The sequence below is a fragment of the Corynebacterium yonathiae genome, assembly GCF_027570195.1.
Taxonomy (GTDB): domain Bacteria; phylum Actinomycetota; class Actinomycetes; order Mycobacteriales; family Mycobacteriaceae; genus Corynebacterium; species Corynebacterium yonathiae.
Window position 1 is genome coordinate 52598 of record NZ_JAKMUZ010000008.1, and the last position, 26342, is coordinate 78939.

Below are 26342 nucleotides of genomic sequence, written 5' to 3' on the forward strand. Positions count from 1 at the left end.
CAGTACGAAAGAGTCGCAAGTTTATGGATTTGCTTCGCATCCTCTGGACACGGTCCGCGCCGTATGCACCATATGTCATAGCGGTTCTAGTGTTTCAGGCCCTATCCACGGCCGCCACGCTGTACCTGCCATCGCTAAACGCCAAGATCATCGATGAGGGCGTCGCACAGGGCGATGTGGACTTCATCTGGCACACTGGCACTATCATGCTAGCGGTGGCCTTTACGCAGGTCATTACCGCAATCGCTGCGGTGTGGTGCGGCAGCCGCACGGCCATGGGGCTGGGCCGAGACGTGCGCAGCCAAGTCTTTCGCCACGTCAATTCCTTGTCTACTGAGGACATGAGCCGCTTCGGCACCCCTACGCTGATCACGCGTGGCACTAATGATGTCCAGCAGGTGCAGATGGTCTATATGATGATGCTGAACTTCATGGTCACGGCACCCATTATGTCCATCGGCGGTATCATTATGGCCATCCGCGAGGACGCCGGGCTGTCCTGGTTGGTCTGGGTTTCTGTCGCGGTGCTGCTCGGCACCATCTCCGTCCTCTTCGCGCGGCTTATGCCGCTTTTTCGTTCTATGCAGGACAAATTGGACACCATCAACGGCACCTTGCGCGAGCAAATCACCAGCATCCGCGTCGTGCGCGCCTTTGTGCGCGAGGCCTATGAAACTGAGCGCTTTACCAAGGCCAATAAGGATATTACCCAGCTTTCGCTGAAAATCGGCCAGCTTTTGTCCTCATGTTCCCGATTATCACCGTCATCTTGAATGTGGCGACGGGCGCAGTGCTGTGGTTTGGTGGCCAGCGCGTGGATGCCGAGCTTGTCGATGTCGGCGGGCTCACCGCCTTCCTGCAATACCTGCTGCAAATCCTCGCCGCGGTCATGATGGGCACGTTTATGGCGATGATGCTCCCGCGCTCCCTCGTATGCGCCCGCCGCATCACCGGGGTCTTAAGCCACGAGCCGTCCATTACCCCGCCGAAAGATACCGTCACCCCGACGACCAATTCCGGCACCGTGGAATTTCGCAATGTCAGCTTCTCCTATGCCGGCGCGGATGCCCCAGTGTTAGAGGATATTTCCTTTACCGCCACTCCCGGCACCACCACTGCGATCATTGGTTCCACCGGCTCGGGCAAGACCACCATGGTCAATCTGCTCATGCGCTTTTATGACATCGATTCTGGGCGCATTCTTATCGATGGCCACGATACCGCCCACATGCCCCGCACCGCCCTGCGCTCCCAAGTGGGCATGGTGCTACAAGATGCCGTCCTCTTTGAGGGCACCATCATGGACAATATCCGCTACGGCCGGCTCGATGCCACGGACGATGAGGTCATCGCTGCGGCCAAGGCCACCTACGTGGATCGCTTCGTGCACTCCCTGCCGGAGGGCTATGACACCGTCATAGACCAAGATGGCGGCGCCATCTCCGCCGGCGAGCGCCAGTTGATTACCATCGCCCGCGCCTTTTTGGCCCAGCCCGCACTGCTCATCTTGGATGAGGCCACCTCGTCCGTGGATACCCGCACGGAGGTACTCGTCCAGGAGGCCATGAATGCCCTGCGTGCAGAGCGCACCTCCTTCGTCATCGCCCACCGCTTGTCCACCATCCGGGATGCTGATCTGATCTTGGTGATGGAAAACGGGGGCATCGTCGAGCAAGGCTCGCACGAAGAACTGCTGCGCGCCCAAGGCGCCTATTGGTGCCTGCACCAATCGCAGTTCAATAAGGCTTAAAGGGAAGCTGCAGCGTGGTTACTGCACGTTGAGCTGGACCTGCGGGGCGTGCAAATTAGCGCCCTGCAGGTTGACCAGCTCCATGGTGACATCTTGTAGCGAAATGTGCTCCATCAAAACGTTGGGGATCGGAGCATCGGGCACCACGTGCGGGTCGGGAACGCCTAATTGATCAAGCACCGCGTTGAGATCGCCGTTGGATAAATCGACGTTTACCGGAATGGTGGGGTGATCCACCACCGCGGGCGTTGTCTGTAGTCCAGTGGTCAGGACGGTGACCGGCCCGTCCGTGACGGTGGTTTCCACGTCACCAGTGGTTAGCTTGCCTTGTCCCACAGCCGCGGGCAGGGTCAACGCGAGGTTTCGCGCGGCCAACTTGTCACCTACGAGTTTCAGTGCTCGTTGTTCACCCTGTGCGGTAGGCACAGTAATAAGCGAGGCGCTTACGTTTCCAGTCAGGGTGACATTATCAGCAGTCACCGTGCTGAGTTCAGATTGCGCTAAGGCCAAGCCTTCCTGCGCACGGGTTTCCTCAGGTTGGTTCACCGCACACACCGCTGTAAAAGCGCAGAGCACTGCGAGCACACTACCTTTTACCACACGAGCGGAGCGACGACGCGGTAGTGAGCTCAGCCTGAATAGCTTCATGCTGAACCCGCCAGTTCTTTGGCCTGGGATTTTTTCTTCTTCTTGTGCTTCTTTGGAGACTTCTGGCGATCCTGTGGCTGCCAAGCAAATGAGAGCGCACCACCGATAATGCCCAAAAGGCTGCCGATCACGAAGCCGCCCAGGTTCGTGGTGGGAAGCGCGATGATCGCCACCAAGATGGCTAAAACACCCAGGTAAGACGAGGTCTCCTGCCGAAACCAAGCTCCAAGGCCGAACATGATAAGTGCCGCACCAATAAGGAGCGTCGAAACGCCCGACACCGTGGAAATCATGACCAACAGATCAGAAATGCGCACAGTAATATAGGCCGGCGCTGCGATGGCGATGCCGGACAAGATAAGCAACAATCCACCCGCGAACGGACGACGCTTACGCCAGTGTTTAAACCGCTTCCACCAGCTCTCTTTAGGAGCCACTCGGGTTACGGCTTTGTCATTTTTGTTATTCGCTGCGGAGTCCTGCGATTCACCAGCGCATTTAACCGCATCCGCTACCGACTGCAATGCGTTGTCTCCATCGCTTTCCGCCGCGGCCGTGGCTTCAGCGCCAGCCTTAGCGGTGTCGTCGGCCTTCGTCTCCGCAGCACTAGCGTGATCGGTGCCAGTGGCGGCCTCGCCAGCGGTTTTCTCGGCCGGCTCATGGGTGGAATCTTGGGCGCTGCGTGCAGCTTCGCCGTTATCGGTACCGGTTTCGTTCACCGCAGGCATGCGCAAAGTCTCATCATCAGAAGACTTAGCAGCCATTGTTGTTGCTTCCCCTCTTCACCGTCACATTCACACCAGAGGCAGCGAGCCTTTCTGCTCCCACCGAGGTCGTACGAATATCGTCCGCGCTCAGGGTCACCTTCTGCGCGTACAATCCCCACGAACCTGGATCTGCCTTGTCATTAACCTGGCTGGCGTCAACACCCACGTTGGCATTCGTCAGATCCAGCTGACCCTTAATATCGGTAGCACCAACCAAGAGATTCTCTACCTCCACACTGTCATCACCATTCGCACGGAGGGCGAAGGTGGTCTCGCCAATGCCTGGGACATCAGGAAGATTGGCGGACAGGCACAAGTTGGAAGCCACGGCGTGCTCAAACTTCAAGCGCGCGGCGGGGATGGTTTCTTCTCCCATCTTGTCCCTATCAACGAAGATCGACAATCCTTCGCCCTCTAGGTGGCTCATGTTCACCTTAAAGAAGGTTCCTGAAAGTGCGATATTAGCGGTCAAGCCACCTTGGGCTACCGCAAAACCTGTTACACCAAAAGCTGCAAGCCCGGCAGCCAGTGCGGTTGCAAACTTTGGAATACTAATCCTGCCCATGAAGGAACCTTTCTGTGGAATTGAAAAGGCGGGGTAGCTGCCTGTTTTAGCGGCGTCCCCCGTCTACGGTGAATTTTCAGCCCACTCTTTACCGCGGCAAGAGATATACAAGCCGACGATGAGAAATAGACTTACGCAATCCACTGATTAAATGAGCTTGAACACACGTTAGCACTACCTGAGACACGTCACACAGAAAGGGGTGCATTAAATACGCCCGCAACGGTGTAGCCCAGATCATGTGTTTAAAGAAAATTATCGCACTCCTGCCATTGTCAACTTCCAATCCCCCACTAAACCTGCGGTACACAACACTGTACCCCCAAATTTGTGCGCCATGTAATAGGTGTGCACCGGTGTGTGTTACGCTTCACAACCATCAGATTTTATCGACTAAGGAGGGTCGAATTGTCCAACTCACTGAAACCCGAAAATGCACAGGCAAACGAAGAAAATACCCACATTGATTCCACTCAGTCCGGTGCGGAAGAAGTAAACGCTCAGGACAAGAAGGAAGAAAAGCGCGAGCTGCGCCGCGCTCCTTTGGGCCCGGATTCCCTGTTGTGGAAGTGGGGCTCGGATAACCGCCTGCAGCTATTGCGCGGCTACACCGGCATTTTGCAGAATATGCACCCAGCGATTGGTCAATCCCTTTTGGACCACTCGAAGTTCTTCGACGAGCCTTTCGCTCGCCTGCAGCGCTCTACGCCGCAAATTATTGAGTCCATCTACGATGATGGGGACATCGGTGAGCGCATCCGCGACTACCACGTCACCATTAAGGGCACGCTGCAAAATGGCGAGCGTTACCACTCCCTGAACCCGGAGACTTACTACTGGGCACACGCTACCTTCGTCTACCGCGTTATCTACGCCCAGGAACTCTTCGGTACCCCGTTCACCAAGGAAGAGCGCGACCAAATCGTTCGCGAGGGCGTGACTTGGTGGGATAAGTACGGCATGTCTGAGCGTCCGGTCATCGATAACTACGATGACTTGATCAAGTACATGGATGACATGGCAGACACCGTGCTCGAGCGCAACCAGACCGTTGACTTCGCACTGCGCACCGCACGCGTAGAGCCGGTCAAAGCTCCGGAAGGCGTTCCAGAGGCCGTATGGAAGGTTATCTGGAAGCCCATTATGCGCAGCGCCATCTGGTTGACTGTGGCTACCCTGCCGCAGAAGTACCGCGACATCCTGGATCTGAAGTGGACCAAGCGCGACCAGAAGCGCTTCGACCGCATCGCTAAGTCCGTTCGCTTCATCATGGACCACCTCCCTGAGGACAAGCGCTACATGGAGCCGGGTCGTTCCTTGATGATCAAGAACGGCATGATCGAGGGCAAGTACAAGGAGCCGAAGAAGATCCAAGGCTACAACGCCGCCCAGGCTAAGGACTCTGCTGCCACCGCGGAATCTACCGACAAGCCGGATTCCGATGATGCAGTAGCCGCACGCCGTGCAGCCGGCTGCCCGTTCTAAAACACACCGGCTTCCCAATTGTTCGTGAGCTTTTTAGCTCACGAACCTTTTCATTGATCTTTCTGGAGCGTGCATTACATGTCTTTACCACGCCGTCTACAAGAACGGCCCTTGCCACAGCAATTACTAACTGAGCTACAACATCTCACCACTAACTACTCCACCGGCTCGCTGGATAAAGGCGAACGCAAAGCGGTCCACTCCCCCTTATTTGAAGAAGAATTAGGCTGGGTTGGAGTAGGTTCCGAAGAAGACGTAGATGAGGCTTTCCGCCGTTCGCGTCAGACCCAAAAGGCCTGGGCCGATACCGACGTTAAGCAGCGCGTAAAGGTAATGAAGCGCTTCCACCATCTCGTGGCTAAACACCGCGAGCTGTTGGCGGACTTCATCCAATTGGAAACCGGCAAGGACCGCACGGCCGCCTTTGATGAGGTACTCGATGTACTAAATAACGCGCGTTATTACTCAAATAATGCGCCAAAGCTACTGGCCACTCAGAAGCAGCCGGGCGCATTTCCGCTCATCACCAAAACTCACTTGCAGCGAGTTCCTAAGGGTGTTGTGGGGCAAATCAGCCCATGGAACTACCCATTAGCACTGGGCATTTCCGATGCCGTTGCGGCACTACTTGCCGGCAATGGCGTTGTGGCCAAGCCCGATGGATCCACCCCGTTTTCTAACCTGATTTCCCTCTACCTCTTGAGGGAAGCAGGACTGCCGAAGGATTTGCTGCAGATCGTTACCGGCTCCGGTCGAGTCGTCGGCTCCGCTATCTCCGAACGCTGCGATTACCTGATGTTTACCGGTTCCACCAAGACCGGCAAGATTTTGGGTACCACTGTAGGCGAGCGCCTCGTTGGATATTCCGCAGAACTGGGCGGCAAGAACCCTATGATCATCGCGCCGGATGCGGACATCGACAAGCATATTGACACCATCGCTACCGCTTGCTTTTCCAATTCGGGCCAGCTGTGCGTGTCGATTGAACGCATCTACGTACCCGATGCCATCTTCGATCAATTCATTACCGCATTCCGCCGGGCAACCGAGTCCATCAAACTTGGTTCCGGTTTGAACTGGGACTACACGATGGGTTCACTCATCGGCCAAAACCAATTAGATGTGGTGCAGCACTTTGTCGACGATGCGGTGGATAAGGGTGCCACCGTTATTACCGGCGGCAAGCCCCGCCCGGATATTGGCCCCTACCACTTTGAACCCACGGTTCTCACTGATTTGGGTGAAGGCGCCGAGCTTGCAGAGCAAGAGGTCTTTGGCCCCGTGGTGTACGTGCAACGCGTGCGCGATGTCGAAGAGGCCATCGAGCAGGCAAATAAATTGCCCTACGGCCTGAACTCCTCTGTATTCGGCCAACCCGAGACCGCGCAGGGCATCGCTGAGAAAATCGATGCAGGCAGCGTGACCATCAATGACGGCTACGCCTCCACATGGGCCTCGATTTCCACCCCGTTGGGTGGCGTCAAGGAGTCCGGTGTTGGCCGCCGTCATGGCCACGAGGGTCTGACCAAATATACAGAAGCGAAGAATATCTCCTCGCAAAGGATCATGCCGATGCGCGGGCCAAGCTGGCTTCCCAATAAGTACTACGGCACTTTGCTGAGCTCCGCATTGCGCTTAGGAAAGGCCTTGCGCTTCCTCCCCTGATTACTGCGCAGCATAAGCAGCCACCTTTTAAATTCAGTAACTCACTTCACATTCAAAGGGTATGTGTATACGATCACAACATACTCAGAAATGTGTTCTGCTGAATACATAAATTGCACAACACACAGCGGCCAGTAAGCGCCCTGTGAAACTCGAAAGGAACAGTATGTTCAAGCCATACCGCCGACCGACTGTCGCAGTGGTTGGTGCCGGAGTAGCCGGATGCGCCGCAGCTTCTGAATGCGCATTCTCTGGATTCGACACCGTTCTTTTTGAACAAGAACCACACATCGGCGGTCACTTCAATTCCGCTGAAGCCACTGAGGTTTCCCGGAAGTACCACTTCCGTACCCCGTACCTCCGTCTCACCAAAACTGATGGCTCGCCAGCTTCTGTAGTACGCCACCTTGAAGAGGCTGTTGCTGCCAGTGGCGCCGAGTTCCGCGGTTCCACCGCCGTTACTGGTGCCGAGTTCGACCGAGCAGAAGGCAAATGGGAAATCTCCTACCTCGGTGATTCCGGTCAGGAAACCCAAGCTTTCGATGTGTTGATTCGCGCCACCGGCGAGGAATCCCCGTGGATTTCCGTACCGGGACGGTCAAAGGCCAGCGTCGATGACATGTACCTCCACCACGGTGTAGAGGTATTTGGGCTGCCTAATGCCCTCTTTGTTGACGGCCCCACCCCGCGCGACTCTTACCTCAAGCGTCGCCCACTAGCTGTCATCGAAGCCCGCGCCGATCACTGCCGCCGCTACGTCCGCCAGCTCGAAATTCGTGGACCAGGCGAACTAACCGTCAAGCACGATAAATGGTTGGTTCAGCCCGGCACTGTACGCGGAATCCGCGAAGTGCTCGCAGGGTTCGATGCACCGGCCCATGATTTCAAGCGAGCATCCAACTACGCCCCTGAGTCCACCTCGTCCGAACGCCAGAAACATCAAAAGTCCGCTACTGCCCTTAAGGAGGCATAATGACTACTCTGAGCAATCCTGAAAGCACTGTAAACGACAAGCACACCCAGACTGCAGATATCAACACCGATAACCTGCCTGAGCTGGGTCCAGATTCCATCCTGTGGCAGCGCTTTGGTGACTGGCGCTCCGCATTCGTCGCACTGTCTGCTGGTCTTTTGCAGATTGCCCAGCGTGACATCAGCCGGTCTCTAGTGCAGCACTCCAACGTTTTCGATAACGAGGTTGCGCGCTTGGTTCGCTCCGCCTTCCCGATCATCCGCACGGTCTACGAAGGCCCAGAAGTTGGCGTCATGATTCGTGACTTCCACAAGGACATCAAGGGCACCCACCCAGATGGAAGCCGCTACCACCCGCTGAACCCGGATGTTTACTACTGGGCACACGCCACCTTCGCTGCTATGCCGTACCAGCTGGCCGGCAACTTCATGGATCCTCTGACCCCAGAGGAGCGCGAGCAGCTCTTCCAGGAGACCCGTACCTGGTACACCTTCTACGAGGTTGCAGAGCCCAACGATGCGCCCAAGACGTACGCTGAATTTGAAGAGTACGTGGACAACATGATCGAAAACCTCGATATCAGCGAGACCATCGAGCGCTCCCGCATCATCAACGGCCTTACCCTCGACACCCCAGATCCCAAGGTGCCCAACTGGCTGTGGAAGCCCGTTGCACCTTACGCATCCCGCCTGCTGTTGTGGGTTGCCATCGGCATGATTCCAGACAAGCTGCGCAACAAGATTGGCTGGGAGTGGACCAAGAAGGATGAGCGCAAGCTCAAGATCTTCTCCCGCGCCGTGCGTGGCGTCTTCTCCATCCTCCCGCGTAAGGCACGCATGGTTCCTATTGCTACCCGCGCCTTTGAGAAGGCGGAAGCTGAAGGCGGCTTCCACTACTAAGGCCTTTATCCCTTCACTCATAGTTACTGAATACTGACTCCCATGATTGCGCCTTGAGGCCTTAAGGTAGATAACAACGTGGAGCATCAGTAGTGAAGGAGCACGAATGACAACCGTGTCCGGTTGGATCGCTATAGCCACATCGATTCCGGTGTGGCTATACTTTTTCGCCCGCATAGGCGCGCTCATTAAGTTCATCCGCTCGGGCGGACCAACCCAACTAGAGCGCACCAACAGCCCCGTAAAGCGCGTCGGGCGCGTGCTGGCAGAGGTCTTTGGCCACTCCCATTTCAAGGGAAAACCTCTGGTCAATGCCGCCCACTGGCTGGTGATGGTGGGCTTCCTTTTCGGCATCCTGGTGTGGTTCGAGGCCTATATCCAAACCTTCGCACCGCATAAGGGCTGGCCGTGGCTCAGCCACTGGCCGGTCTACCACTTCGTGGAAGAAGTCTTGGGCATCGCGACAGTGCTCGGCATCGGTTTCCTCATCGGTGTACGCCTCAAGCTTGGCGATACCGAGCGTGGTAGCCGCTTCTTCAACTCCCAGACTGCCTCCGCACGCTGGGTAGAGTTCATCGTCTTTTCTGAGGGGCTCGGCATGATCTTGGTGAAGTCCACTAAAATTGCCACCTACGGCGGCGGCTCCGCTTGGGCGGATTTCTTGAGCATCCACTTGGCCAAGCTCTTCCCCGAATCTCCGGCCCTGGTGAGCTTCTTTGCTTTATTCAAGCTGCTGTCTGGCCTGCTATTTATCGTCTTTATCTCCCGCAAGTTCCAGTGGGGTGTCATGTGGCACCGCTTCACCAGCTTTTTCAATATCTTCTTCCAGCGCAACGCCACCGGTGAAAAGGCACTGCAATCCTTGCCCACCCCGGACTTGGAAGAGGACATCACCCCGGGTAGCTGGAAGATGCTGCTGGATTCCACCTCGTGTACCGAATGCGGCCGCTGCCAGGAATTGTGCCCAGCCTGGAATACCGAGAAGCCACTGAGCCCCAAAAAGGTCATGATGGATCTGCGCCAGGGCGCACTGGATAACTACAACCCGCACGAGGGCCTCGACGTGCTCTCTATGGCCGGGGTTATTGATGATGATGTGCTGTGGTCGTGCACTAACTGTGGTGCGTGCGTGGATCAGTGCCCTACCGATATTGAGCACATCGATCACATCGCGGATCTGCGCCGCTTTAAGGTGCTGGCGGAATCGGACTTCCCCTCCGAGCTCACCGGCCTATTCAAGAACATGGAAAACAAGGGCAATCCGTGGGGCCGGAATAACTCTGAGCGCCGCGCCTGGATCGATGAGGCCCGGGCCGATGGCATCGATGTGCCCATCATCGGTGAGGACGGGGCGGACTTCTCCGATATGGAATACCTGCTCTGGGTGGGCTGCGCCGGTGCCTACGATGATGAGGGCCGCCGCACCACCCGTGCGGTCGTAGACCTATTGCACACCGCGGGTGTGAAGTTCGGTGTGCTCTCCACAGGTGAGACCTGTACGGGCGATCCCGCGCGCCGCGCCGGCAATGAGTTCCTCTTCCAGATGATGGCGCAGCAAAACGTAGAAACCCTCAACAACGCCTTCGACGGCGTACCGGAGGGCCAGCGCAAGATCATCACCACCTGCCCGCACTGCTTTAACACCATCCGCAACGAGTACCCCGACTTTGACGGACATTTCGACGTCTTCCACCACACCCAGCTGCTCAACCGCCTGGTGCGTGAAGGATTGCTCAAGCCTGTGCCGCGCACGCCGGAGAACCGCAAGCCGATTACCTACCACGACCCTTGCTTCCTCGGCCGCCACAATAAGGTCTTCGATCCCCCACGCGAGCTACTCGAGGCCACCGGCGTGGAGCTGCGCGAGATGGACAAGAACCGCGACGAAGCCTTCTGCTGTGGCGCCGGCGGTGCCCGCATGTTCATGGAAGAAAAGCTCGGCACCCGCATCAATGACTTCCGCGCCGAGCAGGCTATGGGGACCGGCGCAGAAGAAATCGCCACCGGCTGCCCCTTCTGCAGTGTCATGATGACCGGCGGCGTGAAGTCCTTGGCGCAGGATTCGACCCCCGCCACCAAGGTCAATGACGTCGCTGTAATGCTGCGCAATTCCATCTCCCTCGATGAGGCCGGCACCCTGCCTGAGCCCCACCCCAAGGCCTTCCTTGCCACCCCGGTGCGCCACCAGAAGTCCACCGGTACCAATGATGCCTCGCTTGCCGACGCCCCCACTTCCGATGCTCCTAGCGCCCCCGCCCCGTCTGCCTCGGCACCGGCAGCTCCAAGCGCGCCCGCTGCACCTGCTGCACCAAGCGTGCCGGCCTCCCCTGCGGCACCGGCTGCGCCTGCGCCAAGTGCGCCTTCTGCTCCATCGGCACCAACACCGCCAGCTGCACCGCAAGCTCCCCAAGCACCGGCAGCTCCCGCAGCACCAAGCGCGCCTACCCCGCCGAGCGCCCCGGCAGCACCTGCACCAGCCGCTCCAACGCCGCCTAGCGCACCAACAACGCCTAGCGCACCCGCTGCACCCGCAGCACCGACGCCTCCAGCGACTCCGAAACCGCCACAGACGCCAGCTGCACCTAAGCCACCCATGGACGAGCCGCCGGCTCCGCCAGCAGCTCCGGCACCGCCAGCGTCGGAAAGCGCGCCCAAACCGCCCGAATCTGAGTAGGCGCGCAGGGGCATGGGTGCGTACGCTGTAGTCCATGCATTCTAATGCGGGACTACCCACCGATACCCTGCTGCTGGCGGCAGGCGCGACCGAAAATACGCACTCTCTCGTATCCTTCGCTTGGATTATGGCGGCGGCCCTGCTGGCGCCGCTGGTCTCCTATATGTTGGGCTACCGACTCCCATCGGTAGCCCTCTTGCTGATTTTCGGCATGATTATTGGTCCTTCGGTGCTCGACCTAGCCGCCGAGGACGAAGGCATCGAAATGCTCAAGGAGCTCGGCGTGGGGGCGTTATTTCTCCTCGCGGGCTTTGAAATTCAAATCTCCACCCTCAAAACCAAGGAAGCCGGAACAGCACTATCCACCTGGGCAATTTGCGCCCTCGCCTGTGGAGTGGGTGCCTACTTCCTGGTAGATAACGTGCCAGGTGCCATCGTGGTCGCCTTGGCACTGACCTCAACGGCGCTGGGCACACTCACGCCGATGCTGAAACAGGACGGCATTATGGGCACCAAGGTGGGCAACTCTGTGATGATTCACGGTGCCATCGGTGAGGTCGCCCCCATTACCGCAATGGCACTGTTGCTGGGTACTCGCTCCACGCTGACGACGATGATCATTTTGTTGTTCTTCATCATCATCGCCGTTGCTGTCGCCGTCATGCCGGCGGCTATCGCATCGACGATCCCTTGGGTAAAGACCGCTTTTATCTCTGGTGCGGGTTCAACCAACCAAACGATTCTGCGTCTTATCATCCTTATTCTGGCCATTCTTATGGCCGTTACCGCCGTCTTTGAACTCGATATTGTGCTCGGTGCCTTTGCTGCCGGCATCATTTTGAACCGCATTATCCCGGATGAATTCCACCGCCGCCTAGAGCACCGGCTCGATGTGGTGTTTTATTCGATGCTTATTCCGGTCTTCTTTGTGGTCTCTGGCATGAGTATTAGCTGGGATACCATCGCTAATAATCCGTGGAAAGTACTGGGCATTCCAGCTCTCATCTTGGTGACCCGTGGCCTGCCCGTCTTCTTGCGCGAAAATGTTGGGCATACCGGATCCGATATTGAAACTTTCCGCGAGCGCCTCCAAGTAAGTTTGTATTCCGCCACCGGTCTGCCGATCATCGTGGCGGTAACGTCCTTGGCGGTCAATTCCGGAATCATGGAGGCGGAAAATGCATCGATCTTCGTCTCCGGTGGAGCGCTTACCGTCGCCATCTTCCCATTCTTGGCCAGCTTGGTGGGCGGAAACAAGCAAGAAAAGAAGGACGAGAAGACCCCTGCCACTGAATCCAAAGATCTATAGGCTGCGTTCGCTAAGAGCATGTCCCTGGAAGGGCAGAATTTTCCTAGACTGGAAAACGTGAGTAATAACTTTGGTTCTTCCCCTGTCAATCGGACTCTGCGCCTGTCCGATTCCGAGCGCAACGATGCCATCAATGACCTCGCCCGCGCCGTGGGTGAAGGCCGGCTAACCATGGAGGAGTTCGAGGACCGCTCGGACGATGTCATGCGCGCCAGCACCCACCAGGACCTCGTGCCCGTCTTCCAAGACATTCCGGCGCGTGGTTCCCACGAGGTCAAGATTTATTCTCAGGGAGAAGTCACGCGCGCTCACAATGCAGGCAAGAAACCGAAGTTTGCGACTGCCCTTTCCGGCTCTGTGGTGCTTGCCGTAGCAAGCCCCACTCTGATCTTCTTGAGCGCTACCATGAGCAACCCATGGCTTCTGCTCGGGGGCGCGGTGACAGCCGCATTCATCCCTATCCTGTGGATCCTGCTCTACGTGGCCAAGGTGGGTCCGTCTTCCTGGCACGCCCCATCCGTACGCCAGATAGAGCGGCAGCAGCTGCGCGAGATTCGCGCTCTCACGGCGCATGAGCGCGCGCAGCAAAAAATGATCGAGGAAAAGATGTGGGCCGATCGCCGTATGCAAGCTGGCGAAATTACCGGCCAAGCCATGGATCTGGCCAAGCGGAAGTTCAGCGAGTGGAGTAAAAAATAGTCATCGCCGGTATTCAAGCATTTTGTGTGGCTGTGAATCGTGGCACAATATTCCCATGACTTCTCCCAAACACCGCATCTTTGACCAATCCGACAAACTCAAGGGCGTCGCGTATGACATCCGCGGCGAGGTCTCTGCGGAAGCGGAACGCATGGAGCTCGATGGCCACACCATCTTGAAACTCAACACCGGTAACCCGGCCGTCTTCGGTTTCGAAGCACCCGATGTCATCATGCGCGATATGATCGCCGCCCTGCCTACTTCCCAGGGCTATTCCACCTCCAAGGGAATCATTCCTGCGCGCCGATCCATCGTTACCCGCTACGAGCTGGAGGATTTCCCGCCCTTCGACATCAACGATGTCTTCTTGGGCAATGGTGTCTCCGAGCTCATCAGCATGACCACCCAAGCGCTGCTTAATAACGGCGATGAGGTTCTCATCCCAGCACCGGATTATCCATTGTGGACTGCGGCTACGTCCCTGGCAGGTGGCACCCCAGTGCACTACCTGTGTGATGAGGACGATGATTGGAATCCATCCATCGAGGACATCGAGTCCAAGATTACGGATAAGACCAAAGCCATTGTGGTCATTAACCCGAATAACCCGACGGGTGCGGTCTACTCGCGCGAAGTGCTGCAGAAGATCGTCAACATCGCCCGCGAGCATAATCTGCTCATCTTGGCCGACGAGATCTATGACCGCATTCTTTATGACGGCGCACAGCACATCTCCATCGCTTCGCTAGCCCCTGATCTTCTCACCATCACGTTTAATGGCTTATCCAAGGCCTACCGAGTGTGCGGCTACCGCGCTGGCTGGATGGTACTTACCGGCCCTAAGCACCACGCCCGTGGCTTCATCGAAGGCCTTGAGCTGCTTGCCGGAACACGCCTGTGCCCGAACGTACCGGCGCAGCACGCTATCCAGGTCGCATTGGGTGGCCGGCAGTCCATCTTCGAGCTCACCGGTACCAGCGGGCGTCTTTTGCGCCAGCGCAATATCGCCTACGAGAAGCTCAATGAGATTCCCGGCGTTTCCGCGGTAAAGCCTATGGGCTCGCTCTACCTCTTCCCGCGCTTGGATCCGAATGTGTATGAAATCCATGACGATGCCAAACTCATGCTGGATATTTTGAAGGCGGAGAAAATTCTCATGGTGCAGGGAACCGGCTTTAATTGGCCGAACCCAGATCACTTCCGCGTAGTCACACTGCCGTGGGCATCCCAAATCGAAAACGCCATTGAGCGCCTTGGCAACTTCCTGGTGAGCTATAAGCAGTAGCTTTCTTCCCCCGCCAGTTGCTAATGACATTGATAATACATAACAATATGGTGTATGGGAAGACATTCTGCGGCACCTAAGCCTCAGCCGACCCCTCGTTCATGGGGTCGGCTCTCTACTTCGTTAGCTCACCATCCATGGCGATTAGCCTTGCTCGGCGTGCTCGTCATAGCGCTTATAGCCACCATTGCGGGCATGGCATTGCTGTGGCCTCAGAGTCCAGCCTCCGAGCACACCTCCACCGATTTTCAGCAAACCTATGCCCTCAACCACCCACAGGTCGAGGGCACGGTCGACACGACAGATCACTCCGCTTGCCAATCGGAACTTACTGGGCAAGCCTTCGATACGCCACCACTCATTCCTGGGGCCGAGGAAGTGCACTGCGACCGAGCCTTGGTCAACATCACCTCCGGCGAGGACGAAGGACGCATGACCCAGCTTGTCACCTACGGCAATGCCGGCGATCCACAACTTAAACCGGGCGATAAAATTGTACTTTCCAAGGCAGATAACCCTTCCGGCGCTGTGTCCTATGCTTTTGCTGATTATCAGCGCACCGGCAACCTAGCTCTGTGGGCAGTTATCGTAGCCGTCGTCATTATCGCTTTTGCGGCTTGGCATGGAGTGCGCGCCCTTATCGGCTTGGCGCTAAGCCTAGGCGTGATCTTTGCGTTCCTCGTCCCCGCTCTTATCGACGCCCATAACCCCCTGTGGTCAGCACTCGTTGCCTGCTCCGCTATCATTCTGCTCGCCGTTCCTCTCGTCCACGGTATGAATTGGAAATCGGCATCGGCGGTGGGCGGCTCCCTAACCGCTCTCATTCTTGCAGCAGCGTTAGCGTGGGCCGCTATCGATAGTTCACAGCTACAAGGCTACAGTTCCGAGGACAACCTAAAGCTACTACTTTATATGCCCAACGTGTCCATCGTAGGCGTGCTTTTATGTGGCTTTGTTGTCGGCGCCTTGGGCAGCCTTGCCGACGTCGCCGTGGCCCAAGCATCCACCATTACCGAGCTCCACGGGGCGGATCCTGATGCCCGCCCTTCACAGCTTTTCCTCTCCGCAATGAAGGTGGGCCGCGACCATATTGCCTCCATGGTCTATACGTTGATTCTCACTTATACCGGCGCGGCTTTGCCGCTGCTCATGCTGATTACCGCAGCACAACGCCCTGCCGGACAGATTCTGAGCAGCGATCTCGTCGCTACTGAGCTGCTGCGCTCCGGAGTGGGTGCGATGGCATTGACCCTCGCGGTTCCCATCACTACAGCCATTGCAGCTTTCACAGTGCCACAGCGCGCACAAGCTTAGGCTCCTATACAAAAGGCTGAGCAGGGCGATTATTTCGCTGCTCAGCCTTTTGTGTCCAAAAAGTAGAGGACCTAGAGCGTGCGGCCCAAGGCCTCAACCTTCCAGCCTGCTTGCTGCCAATCGGCGACAGGCAACACATTACGGCCATCGATAATGTGCTTATTGTCCACCAGTTGGCCCGCCTGCTGCGGATCCAATTCCTTGAATTGCTTCCACTCGGTAGCCAAAATCACCAACTCTGCCTCGCGCAGGGCGTCATCAGTGTTTGCGGCGTAATCCAAGGTGGGGAATACCTTTTTGGCGTTGTCCATGCCTTCTGGGTCATAGACGGTTACTGCCGCACCGGCCAAGGACAAGGAACCGGCCACGGAAAGGGCGGGCGAATCGCGCACGTCATCGGAATTTGGCTTAAACGCGCAGCCCAGCACGGTCACGCGGTGGCCAAGCAGAGAGCCATTGAAGGCTTCCTTGGCAAGGACCACCACGCGGTCGCGGCGGCGCATATTGATAGCATCCACCTCGCGCAGGAAGGTCAGCGCCTGGTCGGCGCCCAGCTCGCCGGCACGGGCCATAAAGGCGCGAATGTCCTTAGGCAAGCAGCCGCCACCAAAGCCGAGCCCGGCTCCTAAGAACTTGCGGCCGATGCGCTCGTCGAGCCCAATGGCGTCGGCGAGAGCGGTGACGTCTGCACCCGCAATCTCGCAGATTTCGGAAACGGCGTTGATAAAGGAGATCTTGGTGGCCAAAAACGCGTTAGCGGATACTTTGACCAGCTCCGCGGTCTGCCAGTCTGTGACGATAAATGGGGTATCTTGCGAGAGTGGCTGGGCATAGACCTCGCGCGCGACTTCTTCAGCTCGTCTCTCTTCGGTGGTTTCACCAACGCCCAAAACGATGCGGTCCGGGGTGATGGTGTCCTTGACGGCATAGCCCTCACGCAGAAACTCCGGGTTCCAGGCGATTTCCACGGTGGTGCCTTCTGGGGCAAGCTCATTGGCTAGTTCCTGGAGCTCCGCGGCGGTGCCGACAGGGACGGTAGATTTACCGAAGATAATGTGTTCGCCCTTGAGCTTGGGCACCAAGTCCGTAATAACGGTCTTAACGTAGGTCATATCCGCAGCATAGGAACCACGGCGCTGCGGAGTACCGACGCCTAAAAAGTGCAGGTTACCGAACTCGGCTGCTTCTTCGTAGTCCGTGCTGAAGTCGAGGCGGCCGGCCTCGATATTGCGCTCCAGAACCTCGGGCAAGCCCGGTTCATAGAACGGAACCTTGCCCGATTTGAGAGCGGAAATCTTATTTTCATCTACGTCCACGCCTAGTACTTCATGGCCGAGCTCGGCCATGCACGCAGCATGGGTTGCACCCAAGTATCCGGTGCCGATTACAGTCATACGCATAAGGCCCGATCTTAAAGGCCTTATGTGAATGCCAGTTTAAGCCTATCGAAAATTCAGGTAAGACTTCGATGGCGTCGGGCCACGCTGGCCTTGGTACTTCGAACCCAACGAACCCGTGCCATAAGGGCTTTCAGCTGCTGAAGTCATCTTGAAAATCGCCAGCTGCCCCACCTTCATGCCCGGCCACAGGGCAATGGGCAGGTTGGCGGTATTAGAAAGCTCGAGCGTAATGTGTCCGGAAAAGCCTGGGTCAATAAAGCCCGCGGTGGAGTGGGTCAACAATCCTAAGCGGCCGAGCGAAGACTTGCCCTCCAAGCGGCCAGCCAAGTTCGCAGGCAGGGTGAACTTTTCCAACGTAGCACCGAGCACGAACTCGCCTGGGTGCAGAATGAAAGACTGATCTTCTTCTACCTCCACCAAGGTGGTGAGATCCGGCATTTCCTCTTTAGGGTCGATATGCGTGTACCGCGAGTTATTGAATACGCGGAAATATTTATCCAAGCGCACGTCTACCGAGGAGGGCTGGATAAGCTCGCTGTCGAAGGGCTCGATGCCCAATTCTTCGGCGTCGATGGCGGAACGGATATCACGATCTGAAAGAAGCACGGGCCCAATTCTACTCATGTCGAAGCCCAAGGTGTATAGTAGGCCGGAGCGCACAATTGCGCAGTGCCGACGTAGTTTAATGGTAGAACTGCAGCTTCCCAAGCTGCTAGCGCGGGTTCGATTCCCGTCGTCGGCTCCAATTTTCGGGGGGAATTTTCTTGCTAGTCTGTGGCGCTTAACCACTGGGCAAGTTCTTTTTGCGCCCGCTCCACCCCGCCTGGATAGTGCGCCTCTAGTTCTGCGGCGGCCGGCTTCAAGAATCTCTCCACAAGTTCGGCCATATCACGCTGAGGCACGGTGCCACGGATATCATCCAGCGGGGCACGAAACGTCACTCCAAGATCGGTCCGGAGCTGATATCCGCGCCAATCTTCGCTGTAGACGCGAAGCTCTGCCCCGCGCAGGTTCGATTCAATGACCACGTTGCCAAAGATAAGCGTTGTCAGAGTTCTCTCTTCCATGGCTCCGAGCCTACTAGCCGCAGCGGACGATGGGCTGCGGGTCGTAGACCGTAGTGGTGGTCTCGCGGGAGAGCTCCTTGCCGCCTAGGTCCTTGATGATGCGGGTATCGGACGTCGTAAAGCCTGGCGCACCAGAGGAAGGCGAGCAGTCGCCGCCCGGCACGGACATCGGTTGTGGTTCGGTCTTAGCCCAGCGGCCATTGTTCACAGACTCAACGTCAACGGTCTTGGTGCCCTTCAAACGCACGGTAATTTTGCCGCCCCCGAAGTCGGTCTCAATGCGGACTGGGGTGTTGAAGGTATTGGTGAACTGCAGGTCGATGGCGCCTTCGTAAACGGTGGCTTCGCGGCCGGCGGGATAGCGCGAAATGTAGTACGAGTGCGGGGTGTGGGCGGTATCTTCCATGCCCGCAAAGTAGGCAGCGTTGTACAAGGTGGTGGCGAACTGGGAGATACCACCGCCGACGGCGGAGCCGGAGTGGCCATCAATAATGATGCCGGATTCCACGTAGCCTTGGGCAGTACCGCGCGGGCCGGTGTAGCCGTTGAGGGAGAAGGTCTCGCCTGGGTTGACCACTGCGCCGTTGACCTGCTGGGCTACCAGCTCGATATTCTTGCCGGAAGCAGCCGAGTAGCCCTCGGTGGTGAATTCGCCGACGGTGTCGTTGAAGGTCGCCTTCTTGGCGTCTTCGGTGGTGAATTCGGCTGGGTCTGGTTTATAGGTTGCGTCCCACTCGCGGTCATCGCCGGTAACGCGCTTGTCAAAGTCCTTCATGGTCGGCTCCCAGTCGATGATTTCGCCATTTTCGGACGGGGTAACCTGCTTTTCGTTGCCATTGAAGGAAATCTTGGCATTCACACCGGGCACATCGGCGCCCTCAGAGCGCTCCGCTAGCAGCTCTTGCGCGCGGTTGGCATCTACGGCGAGCTTGAGCTTGCCCTCCTTCTTTTCAATGCTGGTGAATTGGGAAATTTCCGGCTTATTCAAGGTAGCGGTGACATTATTTTTGGCCTTCAAGGTAATGGGATTATCCAGCGCCTTAGCGGCGTCACCGGTGCGCATCGCCTCGATGGCCGCATCGTTGATGGCTGGTTCTACCTCTTCTGGGTCCACGTCCACGCCCTCGGAAGCGAGCCAATTATCCGTGACTGCATTATGCAGGGAGCCGGCATCCACGGTTTGACCAAGCTTCGGGTCGGTGACCTTGAGCTCGCCCTTGTTGAGCTCCAACATGCCATCGACTGGATCGGTGGAAAGATCCTTTTTCACCCGCTCCAAGGCAGGCTGCAGCTGGGTTTCATCCACATTGGTCTCTACCGGGATATCCCGGGTGGACCGGAAGAAGCTATAAAGGCGGGTAAAAGGGTTGAGGGAAGGCTCCTCAATATTGTCCACGGCGCGCTGGTTATCCAAGGCAAGGCCTGATTCGGAGGGGACGAGTTCCGTGTGGAGGTCACCGGAGGTGACGGTCACGGGCTCGGTCTCTACGCCCGCAAGCTCATCTTCGAGCTTCTCCACGGCGGCGGTGCGATCCATGGCGGAGATATCCACGCCGTTGACGGAAACGGCGCGCGGAATCTTATCTTGGTTTGCCGCGACGTCCCAGGCATAAGCAATACCCGCGATCAGGACAAGGCCGACAAATACACCGAGCGCGATGAGCCAGCCTTTAGCACCGTTTTTTCCTTCTGCCTTTTTCACGCCTTAAAGGTTAACGGCTTTAGTGGTATTTTTCCTAGTCCTGTGCAGCCTCGGGTGCAACTTCGGCTGGTGGAACGCTGACATGGCGGGCGGCGTCCGCAAGGCGTTCCAGCGGCAGGCGGCCCTCGTCCACGGCTGCAACAACGGCATCGATCACCGCATTGATATCGCCCTCGGTAGACCACAGGGGCATATCGGCACCGGCATTGAGGGAGGTCACGACGGCGTCGGCAAGCGGGAGCGAATCCGCAATCGCCTTCATGCCGCCGATGTCATCGGTATAGATAGGGCCGTCGTACTGCAGGGTCTCGCGAGCCAAGCCATAAGCCTCCGGCAGCATAGAGGCAGGGGTCTGGCCATCGCCCAAACCGGGCACAGCGAGGTGGCCCATCATCAGCGCGGCATTCGGCGCTTGGGGAAGGGCGGCCTGAAAGGGAATAAACTCGTGGCCTTCTAGCTCTTCAAGCGGCGGGGTGACCGCCTCAGCCAGGTGGGTATCGCCAGAAGCTCGTCCATGGCCCGGGAAGTGCTTGAATACGGCCTTCACCCCAGCGGAATCTAACCCGCGCGCAAAGGCTGCTCCGTATTCGCCCGCTTGGGCTGGGTCGGTGGAAAAGGATCGATCCCCCACAACCTCTAAGCCATTGCCATCGACATCGAGCACCGGCGCAAAGTCCACGTTGATGCCGTGCGCCTTGAGGCTCGTGCCAATCTCGTGAGCCAGCTGTTCCACCTCTTGCGGGGAACGCTCGGCCGCCATTTGTTGCGGTGCGGGATACTCGCCCAAGATCTCCGAGAAACGCTGCACGCGCCCGCCTTCAAAATCGATGGAGACTTCAAAGTCGCGGCCTACTTCTTGGCGCAGGGCATTAATATCGCGGCCCTCTTCCTGTAGCAGGTTGGGATCCGCCCAGCTGGGAATGAAGATTCCGCCCACGCCGGCATCCAGCTTGGCCTTAGCATCGTCATAGTTGGTGACCGGGGGCATTAATACGGAGGCGGCCATGGCGCGGATGTCCTGTTGCGGGGCTGCTTCCTGCGAGGTTTCTTCTTGCGTCTCTTGCATCGCGGCAGGTGAGCTCGATCCGGCTGGGGTGGTGGAGTCCTGACTCTCGGCGTCCTCCTGAGGGGAGGTGGAGCAGGCGCCCAAGGCCGTTACGAGGGCAAGGCTGGCAAGGATGCGCGGAGTTTTCATGCCTTCCAGTGTGCAATATTCCTCGCCTTCTGTCTGAAGCGGTGGGTAGACTAGGCACATGAGTAACGGCGAGACAATGCTAATTGCCTACGATGGCACCGAACGAGCCGGCCGCGCCCTCGAGCACGCGGCCCAGCTGCTGCGGCCCACCACGGTAGAAATCCTCACCGCCTGGGAGCCGGTAGCCCGGCAGACCGCCCGCGCCGTCAGCCGCACCGGAATGCACCAATCCACCATCTCCCCGGACGGCGTCGAGGAGGATCCAGCTTACGAGGAAGCACTGAAGATTTGCCGTCAGGGGATCGAACTAGCGGAAAGCTTGGGCCTTGCCGGCCGCGCCCACCTAGTGGAATCCGCTACCACCATTTCCTCCGCCATCATTGATGCCGCACACGAACTGGACGTGGATGTCATCGTGACCGGTACCCGCGCTTTGACCGGCTTCCGCGCCTGGTGGACCAACTCCACCGCCGACCAGATTGTGCGCAATGCCGGCCTGCCCGTCTTCATCGTGCCGCAGGAAAACGAGGATGACGCGGACGATGATGAGGCAGAATACTTCTAAATAGCTGCTAGTATATTTAGCCATGGCTCTGGAAACCGATTCTTTAAACAAGCGCACCCTTGGCCCCGCCATCGGTAGCGCTGTTGTGGGCATCGCGCTCGGCGTCATCACCATCATCGGCATCGCGCAATTCTCCGGCACCGATACCGTGCCGGAAGGAAATGCGGTTTCTGCTTCCGATGCGGTTTTGGGCGGCCCTGAGTATGGATCCCGCAACTAGGTGTGCGTACCCTCCGCGGGCGGCTCGCCCGCCCCTACCCGCTGGGGATCCTTGCCCTAGCGCTCATCCTCCTCGTGCAGCCATGGGGGTTGACAGCTGCCGATACCAAACATGATTTAGCGGCCAATCCGCTGCACTTTCTCCGCGGGGCGCTTAACGCCTATACGGACACCTTTACCCTGGGCCAGCTGCAAAATCAGGCCTATGGCTACCTCTTTCCCCAGGGGCCATTTTTCGTTTTAACCCAGCCGCTGCCCGATTGGGTAGCCCAGCGCCTGTGGTGGCTGCTGGTTTTAAGCGTCGGTTTTATCGGCTTCCATAAGCTCGCCTGCAAGGTAGGCCTGCGCGGCTGGTGGGTCTGGGTGGCGGCGATGCTCTACGCGCTCTCACCTCGCGCGCTTTCTACCCTGACTGCCATTTCTTCCGAGACTTGGCCGGTCATGCTCGCTCCCTGGGTCATACTGCCTTTCCTCAATGCCAAGCTCACCTGGCGCGATGCCGCCGCAGCCACCATCCCCGTGGCTCTTATGGGCGCGGTCAATGCCACAGCCACCATCGCGGCTTGTACCCCGGCGGCAATAATCCTGCTCTACCGCCGCGCACTCAAACCCGGCGCGGCCTGGCTTCTAGGGTGCCTAGCGGTATCGGCCTGGTGGATCGGCCCGCTTATCGTACTAGGCCGCTATGCCCCGCCGTTTACGGAATTTATCGAATCCGCACGTGTAACCACACGCTGGCTCAACCTGCCAGAAATCCTGCGCGGAACCACAAGCTGGACTCCCTTTGTCGATACCGAGCGCGTTGCCGGCTATGAGCTCGCCACCGAATCCTTCTTCGTGCTGGCCACCATGGGCATAGCGGCTATCGGTATCTATGGACTCACCAAACTGCCGCGCGTGTGGTCCGTCGTGTTGGTAGTGGGCATCGCGGTGCTGGGCTGCCAGGCGGGGTGGTACCTCGATGCGCTCGATGGCCCGCTGGCCGCGCTGCGCAACCTGCATAAATTCGATCCGCTGGTGCGCATCCCGCTGCTTTTGGGCGTCGCGCGCGCCTGCGCGCACCTGCCGCTACCGCGCAGCTTGCGGCCTACCAAGAAGCAGACGGTAGGCGCGCTGACCCTACTCTTGTGCATTGCGGTGGTCTCCCCAGCATGGTCGCAACGCTTGCTGCCGCTGGGGGCGTATAAGGAGGTTCCCTCCTACTGGCACGAGGCCACGGATTTTATCAATACCCACGCCGCCGATACCCGCACCCTTATCTACCCAGAGGCGTCCTTTGCCCGGCAGACCTGGGGGTGGACGCGCGATGAGCCGACCCAGCCGCTGCTCGATGTCCCTTGGGCCGTACGCGATGCCATTCCACTCGTGCCCCCAGAGGCTATCCGTGGGCTCGACGGCGTGATGGCCGCGCTCAAGGAGGACCCGGCCACCGGCGTACGTTCCCTTCAACGCCTCGGCATCGGTGCAGTCATGGTGCGCCACGATCTCTTCACCGGTGAGGACGAGGCCCTAGCTAGTAAATTTGGCGGCGAAGTCCACCGCTTCGGCGAGGTCGATGTCATCTTGCTCAACCACACCGGCATGTCCTTAGGACCCACAGACCCAGTCCGTGTGGCCGGCGGCGGAGAAGCCTTGGCGTTTCTCGACGCCCACTTTGGCCCCACCACCCGCCAGCTCGTCGATCGCGATGCAGATATCGTCACCGATACCCCGACGCTCACGGACCGCAACTACGGCACCCTCGATGGCCCCATCTCCGCGCCCCTGGCTGCGGACGACCCCAGCCACGTGAATAACCGTCTGCGCGATTATCCCTCTGCAGGCCCTCTTACCCGGGTCGAGACCCACGGTGGTTCTGTGGCGGTTTCTTCCTCTGCGGCCGATGCCACGGCCTTTGGCGGTGCCCAACCGCACAAGTCCGCCACGGCCGCAGTGGACGGGGAGAACTCCACCGCCTGGTGGCCCGCGCCGGGCGATGACTCCGGATGGATTGAGCTGCGCGGTCATTTCACCCAACCGCAACTAAAGCTCATGGCTACCAGCGCCACCACTGTAACCGTGCGCTCCGGCAGTGCCGCGGTGGACGTGGATCTCAAGCCTTTCCATGCGCAGGAGGTCCGCGTTCCCGGTGGCGATACCGAGGCCATTCGTGTGGAGTTATCCCACCGCACCGGCATCGCAGAACTTGGTGTGAAGGACCAGCCGGTCGAGCGCGTAGTGACCGTGCCGGATACCTCACCCAATGTGCACCAATTCTTTTTCCAGCAAATGCTGCAGGATACCGGCGTGCTCATCCGCGAGTTCACGGCGCCGCGCCCCATGCGGGTGACGGTGGATTCCACCAAGCCGGTGCTTATCGACGCCCACCGCTACTCCCCCGGCGATTCCCTCACCCTGAGCCCTGGCACGCACCGCGTGCGCACCACTGGGTCATGGGTGAGCCTTCGCGAGGAGGGCTGGAGCCCAGCAGGTGCCTCGGAGCCCACCGGGTACTCGATTAAAGCCGCAGATGAGGAGAGGCTCTTGGTCACTGGTCGCGCCTTTAATAAGGGCCTGCGCGGGTATTTGGACAATGAAGAGCTCACCCCACGCGAGATCGATGCCGCCACCCAAGCTTTTGTCATTCCGGCCGGTCGCTCCGGCGATTTCCGCATGACCTTTAGCGCCCAACCGATCTACCGCGCCACCCTCCTCTTCGGCGGTGCCTTGGGATTGCTCACCCTCGGCCTGTGCCTCCTAGCGGCCGCGCGCCGCCCGTCCCAGCCCGCCTGGCGCGCACCGCGCGGGGGCGCTACCTCGGCCGCCGTGGCACTTATTGCACTGGCCCTTACCGGCTGGCAGGCCGCAGTGGCGGCCGTGGCCGCCTGGTTGGTAGTGCGCTGGACCACCATCCCGCGTGCCTACCTCGCCTCCGGTGTAGTTGCTGCGGCCGGGGCCATCCTCGCCCGCGCGCCATGGACCTCGGGCTCCTATGCTGGCGATTCGCCTCTGCTTAGCTGCTTGTGTGCCGCGGGCGTGGCCTGTCTTTTCGTCGCCGACCGAGGAGAAGATCCCGGCCGGGACGCTCGATGAGCGTATAGCTAGCGGCCGAAACCACCACGGTACCCACCACCGTAACGGCCAGAATGACCCAAAAGTCCAAGGGCTTCCCGCTAAAGAGCGGCACCCCGGTAAGGGGAAAGGCCACTCCCAAGATGGCCACATGCCATAAGAAAATGGAATAGGACCATGTACCCAGTGCCTGCATGAGTGGGCTGGTCAACCAGGACTCCTTCTGCGGGGCGAGTGCCACCGGCACCACCACGAATGCGGCAAAGACCGCTCCCGCCACGATACGGCGGGAAAATTCGCCCGGTTCTGGATGCACTAGGTCCTGCGGCCCAAACCACTCACGGCTAGCAATCCACAGCACCACAGCCGCCGCGAGCCACCACGCCCAGCGCGGCCGTAGCACGCGCTGCATGCGCCGGCTAATGCCGGCTTCTTCGTATTCGGCAGCCAGTATTCCCACGGCAAACCACGAGGCATACGCCGGCGGCCAGATCTGCGAGTTAACCTGGTCCTTGGCGTAATCAGCTACAAAGGGCACGAATCCCCACGCCCAGCTGAGTACTCCTGCCAAGGCAATGGCGGCAATGCGCCAGCGCCGCGGCAGCGTTTCAAGCAGCCACACCAGCACAGGCAATAAGAGATAAAAGAAGAATTCCACGCACAGCGACCACAGGTGGGTAAGACCTGGGGCTAATCCATCCACCACATAAATCTGCGTGGAAGTAAGGTTGCTCAGCAGTTGGGTGAGGGTGAGTGAGTGGGCTTCGGGAAGCAGGAGCATCACCGCCACCACGCAGGCATAATAGGTAGGTAAAAGGCGCGCCACACGTGAGCGCGCGTAGCCGGCTAAGGTGTGCAAGCCGCGGCGGCGCCACAAGAGGAACGCGCTGAGCGCAAAGAAGACGGCGACAAAAAAGTCGAAGCGCCCGGCAAACCCCCACCCGGTTCCGGTTTGAAAAGACACGTGGGTGACAATGATTCCAAGAGAGGCGACCGCGCGTAGACCGTCTAGCTCCGGCAGATGCTGGGGTACGCTTTTCACAGATGCCTGCGGCTGCACGCTTGCTCCTAACCCCGGATCGACCTGAAACTGATTGGACATATTACTGC

General features: G+C 58.6%; 21 protein-coding genes, 1 tRNA gene and 1 pseudogene. 14 read left to right on the plus strand and 9 right to left on the minus strand.

The annotated features are described in order from the left end of the window. Nucleotides 1-23: 23 nt before the first annotated feature. A pseudogene (locus L8V22_RS05425) lies at nucleotides 24-1750 on the plus strand (ABC transporter ATP-binding protein). Between the two features lie 18 nt (nucleotides 1751-1768). Here the strand turns inward: L8V22_RS05425 and L8V22_RS05430 are convergent. From L8V22_RS05430 to L8V22_RS05440, 3 genes are read right to left on the minus strand one after another with little or no spacing between them, the layout of a single operon-like run. Next, complete coding sequence (locus tag L8V22_RS05430; protein ID WP_238801341.1) at nucleotides 1769-2335, minus strand: hypothetical protein; 567 nt, start codon at nucleotides 2333-2335, stop codon at nucleotides 1769-1771. A gap of 59 nt (nucleotides 2336-2394) precedes the next feature. Then, entirely contained in the window at nucleotides 2395-3162 is a 768-nt protein-coding gene (locus L8V22_RS05435; RefSeq protein ID WP_238801340.1) for a DUF6114 domain-containing protein, read from the minus strand. Continuing rightward, nucleotides 3152-3730 (minus strand): DUF6230 family protein, encoded by a 579-nt coding sequence (locus tag L8V22_RS05440; RefSeq protein ID WP_200288567.1) that lies wholly within the window; start codon nucleotides 3728-3730, stop codon nucleotides 3152-3154. Before L8V22_RS05440 ends, L8V22_RS05435 begins: the two co-directional genes overlap by 11 nt. A gap of 408 nt (nucleotides 3731-4138) precedes the next feature. Here L8V22_RS05440 and L8V22_RS05445 point away from each other — a divergent pair, with 408 nt between their 5' ends. The 9 genes from L8V22_RS05445 to L8V22_RS05485 all read left to right on the plus strand — a co-directional run bounded on the left by L8V22_RS05445 (nucleotide 4139) and on the right by L8V22_RS05485 (nucleotide 16033). After that, entirely contained in the window at nucleotides 4139-5215 is a 1077-nt protein-coding gene (locus L8V22_RS05445) for an oxygenase MpaB family protein (protein ID WP_200288566.1), read from the plus strand. Nucleotides 5216-5293: 78 nt separating this feature from the next. After that, the gene (locus tag L8V22_RS05450; protein WP_238801339.1) at nucleotides 5294-6880 is read left to right on the plus strand and encodes a succinic semialdehyde dehydrogenase; all 1587 of its coding nucleotides are present in this window, start codon (nucleotides 5294-5296) and stop codon (nucleotides 6878-6880) included. Between the two features lie 166 nt (nucleotides 6881-7046). Continuing rightward, the gene (locus L8V22_RS05455) at nucleotides 7047-7853 is read left to right on the plus strand and encodes an NAD(P)-binding protein (protein WP_238801337.1); all 807 of its coding nucleotides are present in this window, start codon (nucleotides 7047-7049) and stop codon (nucleotides 7851-7853) included. After that, on the plus strand, nucleotides 7853-8752 hold the full coding sequence (locus L8V22_RS05460; RefSeq protein ID WP_238801335.1) for an oxygenase MpaB family protein: 900 nt from the start codon (nucleotides 7853-7855) through the stop codon (nucleotides 8750-8752). The genes L8V22_RS05455 and L8V22_RS05460 overlap by 1 nt, the downstream gene beginning before the upstream one ends. Nucleotides 8753-8858: 106 nt before the next feature. Next, nucleotides 8859-11426 carry a (Fe-S)-binding protein gene (locus tag L8V22_RS05465; protein ID WP_269966417.1) on the plus strand — a complete coding sequence of 856 codons (2568 nt, stop codon included), beginning with the start codon at nucleotides 8859-8861 and terminating at the stop codon, nucleotides 11424-11426. A gap of 34 nt (nucleotides 11427-11460) precedes the next feature. Next, nucleotides 11461-12735 carry a cation:proton antiporter gene (locus L8V22_RS05470; RefSeq protein WP_238801333.1) on the plus strand — a complete coding sequence of 425 codons (1275 nt, stop codon included), beginning with the start codon at nucleotides 11461-11463 and terminating at the stop codon, nucleotides 12733-12735. A gap of 96 nt (nucleotides 12736-12831) precedes the next feature. Next, entirely contained in the window at nucleotides 12832-13434 is a 603-nt protein-coding gene (locus L8V22_RS05475) for a DUF1707 domain-containing protein (protein ID WP_420839965.1), read from the plus strand. 55 nt (nucleotides 13435-13489) lie between these two features. Beyond that, a complete protein-coding gene (locus L8V22_RS05480; RefSeq protein ID WP_238801331.1) occupies nucleotides 13490-14719 on the plus strand; it encodes a pyridoxal phosphate-dependent aminotransferase in 1230 nt (409 codons plus the stop codon). 150 nt (nucleotides 14720-14869) lie between these two features. Continuing rightward, nucleotides 14870-16033: a YibE/F family protein gene (locus tag L8V22_RS05485; RefSeq protein WP_238801407.1), complete on the plus strand. Its 1164-nt coding sequence runs from the start codon at nucleotides 14870-14872 to the stop codon at nucleotides 16031-16033. A gap of 71 nt (nucleotides 16034-16104) precedes the next feature. On the opposite strand, the gene L8V22_RS05490 is transcribed toward L8V22_RS05485, so the two are convergent. Together L8V22_RS05490 and dcd are read right to left on the minus strand one after the other, a co-directional pair. Beyond that, complete coding sequence (locus L8V22_RS05490) at nucleotides 16105-17433, minus strand: UDP-glucose dehydrogenase family protein (RefSeq protein ID WP_238801330.1); 1329 nt, start codon at nucleotides 17431-17433, stop codon at nucleotides 16105-16107. Between the two features lie 42 nt (nucleotides 17434-17475). Further along, nucleotides 17476-18039, minus strand: coding sequence for a dCTP deaminase (gene dcd / locus L8V22_RS05495; RefSeq protein ID WP_034656041.1), 564 nt, complete (start codon nucleotides 18037-18039; stop codon nucleotides 17476-17478). Between the two features lie 65 nt (nucleotides 18040-18104). On the opposite strand from dcd, the gene L8V22_RS05500 reads away from it, so the two are divergent. Beyond that, nucleotides 18105-18178 (plus strand) — tRNA-Gly (locus L8V22_RS05500). 22 nt (nucleotides 18179-18200) lie between these two features. On the opposite strand, the gene L8V22_RS05505 is transcribed toward L8V22_RS05500, so the two are convergent. Genes L8V22_RS05505 through L8V22_RS05515 form a run of 3 tightly spaced genes read right to left on the minus strand, consistent with a single transcriptional unit; the run spans nucleotide 18201 to nucleotide 21397 of the window. Further along, nucleotides 18201-18500 (minus strand): hypothetical protein, encoded by a 300-nt coding sequence (locus L8V22_RS05505; RefSeq protein WP_238801328.1) that lies wholly within the window; start codon nucleotides 18498-18500, stop codon nucleotides 18201-18203. A gap of 13 nt (nucleotides 18501-18513) precedes the next feature. Then, nucleotides 18514-20202 (minus strand): VanW family protein, encoded by a 1689-nt coding sequence (locus L8V22_RS05510; RefSeq protein WP_238801327.1) that lies wholly within the window; start codon nucleotides 20200-20202, stop codon nucleotides 18514-18516. Between the two features lie 34 nt (nucleotides 20203-20236). Continuing rightward, nucleotides 20237-21397, minus strand: coding sequence for a glycoside hydrolase family 3 N-terminal domain-containing protein (locus L8V22_RS05515; RefSeq protein ID WP_238801325.1), 1161 nt, complete (start codon nucleotides 21395-21397; stop codon nucleotides 20237-20239). 58 nt (nucleotides 21398-21455) lie between these two features. On the opposite strand from L8V22_RS05515, the gene L8V22_RS05520 reads away from it, so the two are divergent. The 3 genes from L8V22_RS05520 to L8V22_RS05530 are packed head-to-tail and all read left to right on the plus strand — an operon-like array spanning nucleotide 21456 to nucleotide 25253. Beyond that, nucleotides 21456-21962 (plus strand): universal stress protein, encoded by a 507-nt coding sequence (locus L8V22_RS05520; RefSeq protein ID WP_238801324.1) that lies wholly within the window; start codon nucleotides 21456-21458, stop codon nucleotides 21960-21962. Between the two features lie 22 nt (nucleotides 21963-21984). Then, nucleotides 21985-22182: a DUF2613 domain-containing protein gene (locus L8V22_RS05525; protein ID WP_005325448.1), complete on the plus strand. Its 198-nt coding sequence runs from the start codon at nucleotides 21985-21987 to the stop codon at nucleotides 22180-22182. Nucleotides 22183-22184: 2 nt separating this feature from the next. Then, entirely contained in the window at nucleotides 22185-25253 is a 3069-nt protein-coding gene (locus L8V22_RS05530; protein ID WP_238801323.1) for an alpha-(1->3)-arabinofuranosyltransferase domain-containing protein, read from the plus strand. On the opposite strand, the gene L8V22_RS05535 is transcribed toward L8V22_RS05530, so the two are convergent. After that, nucleotides 25174-26334, minus strand: a complete 1161-nt coding sequence (locus tag L8V22_RS05535) for an acyltransferase family protein (protein WP_238801322.1) — start codon at nucleotides 26332-26334, stop codon at nucleotides 25174-25176. The two genes, L8V22_RS05530 and L8V22_RS05535, sit on opposite strands and share 80 nt — an antisense overlap. Nucleotides 26335-26342 lie beyond the last annotated feature (8 nt).

Bases quoted from the DNA above. Each gene is read 5' to 3' on its own strand.
- L8V22_RS05490 (WP_238801330.1), bottom strand. From the start codon at position 17,433: ATGCGTATGACTGTAATCGGCACCGGATACTTGGGTGCAACCCATGCT.
- L8V22_RS05455 (WP_238801337.1), top strand. From the start codon at position 7,047: ATGTTCAAGCCATACCGCCGACCGACTGTCGCAGTGGTTGGTGCCGGA.
- L8V22_RS05515 (WP_238801325.1), bottom strand. From the start codon at position 21,397: ATGAAAACTCCGCGCATCCTTGCCAGCCTTGCCCTCGTAACGGCCTTG.
- L8V22_RS05505 (WP_238801328.1), bottom strand. From the start codon at position 18,500: ATGGAAGAGAGAACTCTGACAACGCTTATCTTTGGCAACGTGGTCATT.
- L8V22_RS05525 (WP_005325448.1), top strand. From the start codon at position 21,985: ATGGCTCTGGAAACCGATTCTTTAAACAAGCGCACCCTTGGCCCCGCC.
- L8V22_RS05520 (WP_238801324.1), top strand. From the start codon at position 21,456: ATGAGTAACGGCGAGACAATGCTAATTGCCTACGATGGCACCGAACGA.
- L8V22_RS05470 (WP_238801333.1), top strand. From the start codon at position 11,461: ATGCATTCTAATGCGGGACTACCCACCGATACCCTGCTGCTGGCGGCA.
- L8V22_RS05450 (WP_238801339.1), top strand. From the start codon at position 5,294: ATGTCTTTACCACGCCGTCTACAAGAACGGCCCTTGCCACAGCAATTA.
- L8V22_RS05440 (WP_200288567.1), bottom strand. From the start codon at position 3,730: ATGGGCAGGATTAGTATTCCAAAGTTTGCAACCGCACTGGCTGCCGGG.
- L8V22_RS05465 (WP_269966417.1), top strand. From the start codon at position 8,859: ATGACAACCGTGTCCGGTTGGATCGCTATAGCCACATCGATTCCGGTG.
- L8V22_RS05460 (WP_238801335.1), top strand. From the start codon at position 7,853: ATGACTACTCTGAGCAATCCTGAAAGCACTGTAAACGACAAGCACACC.
- L8V22_RS05535 (WP_238801322.1), bottom strand. From the start codon at position 26,334: ATGTCCAATCAGTTTCAGGTCGATCCGGGGTTAGGAGCAAGCGTGCAG.
- L8V22_RS05435 (WP_238801340.1), bottom strand. From the start codon at position 3,162: ATGGCTGCTAAGTCTTCTGATGATGAGACTTTGCGCATGCCTGCGGTG.
- L8V22_RS05480 (WP_238801331.1), top strand. From the start codon at position 13,490: ATGACTTCTCCCAAACACCGCATCTTTGACCAATCCGACAAACTCAAG.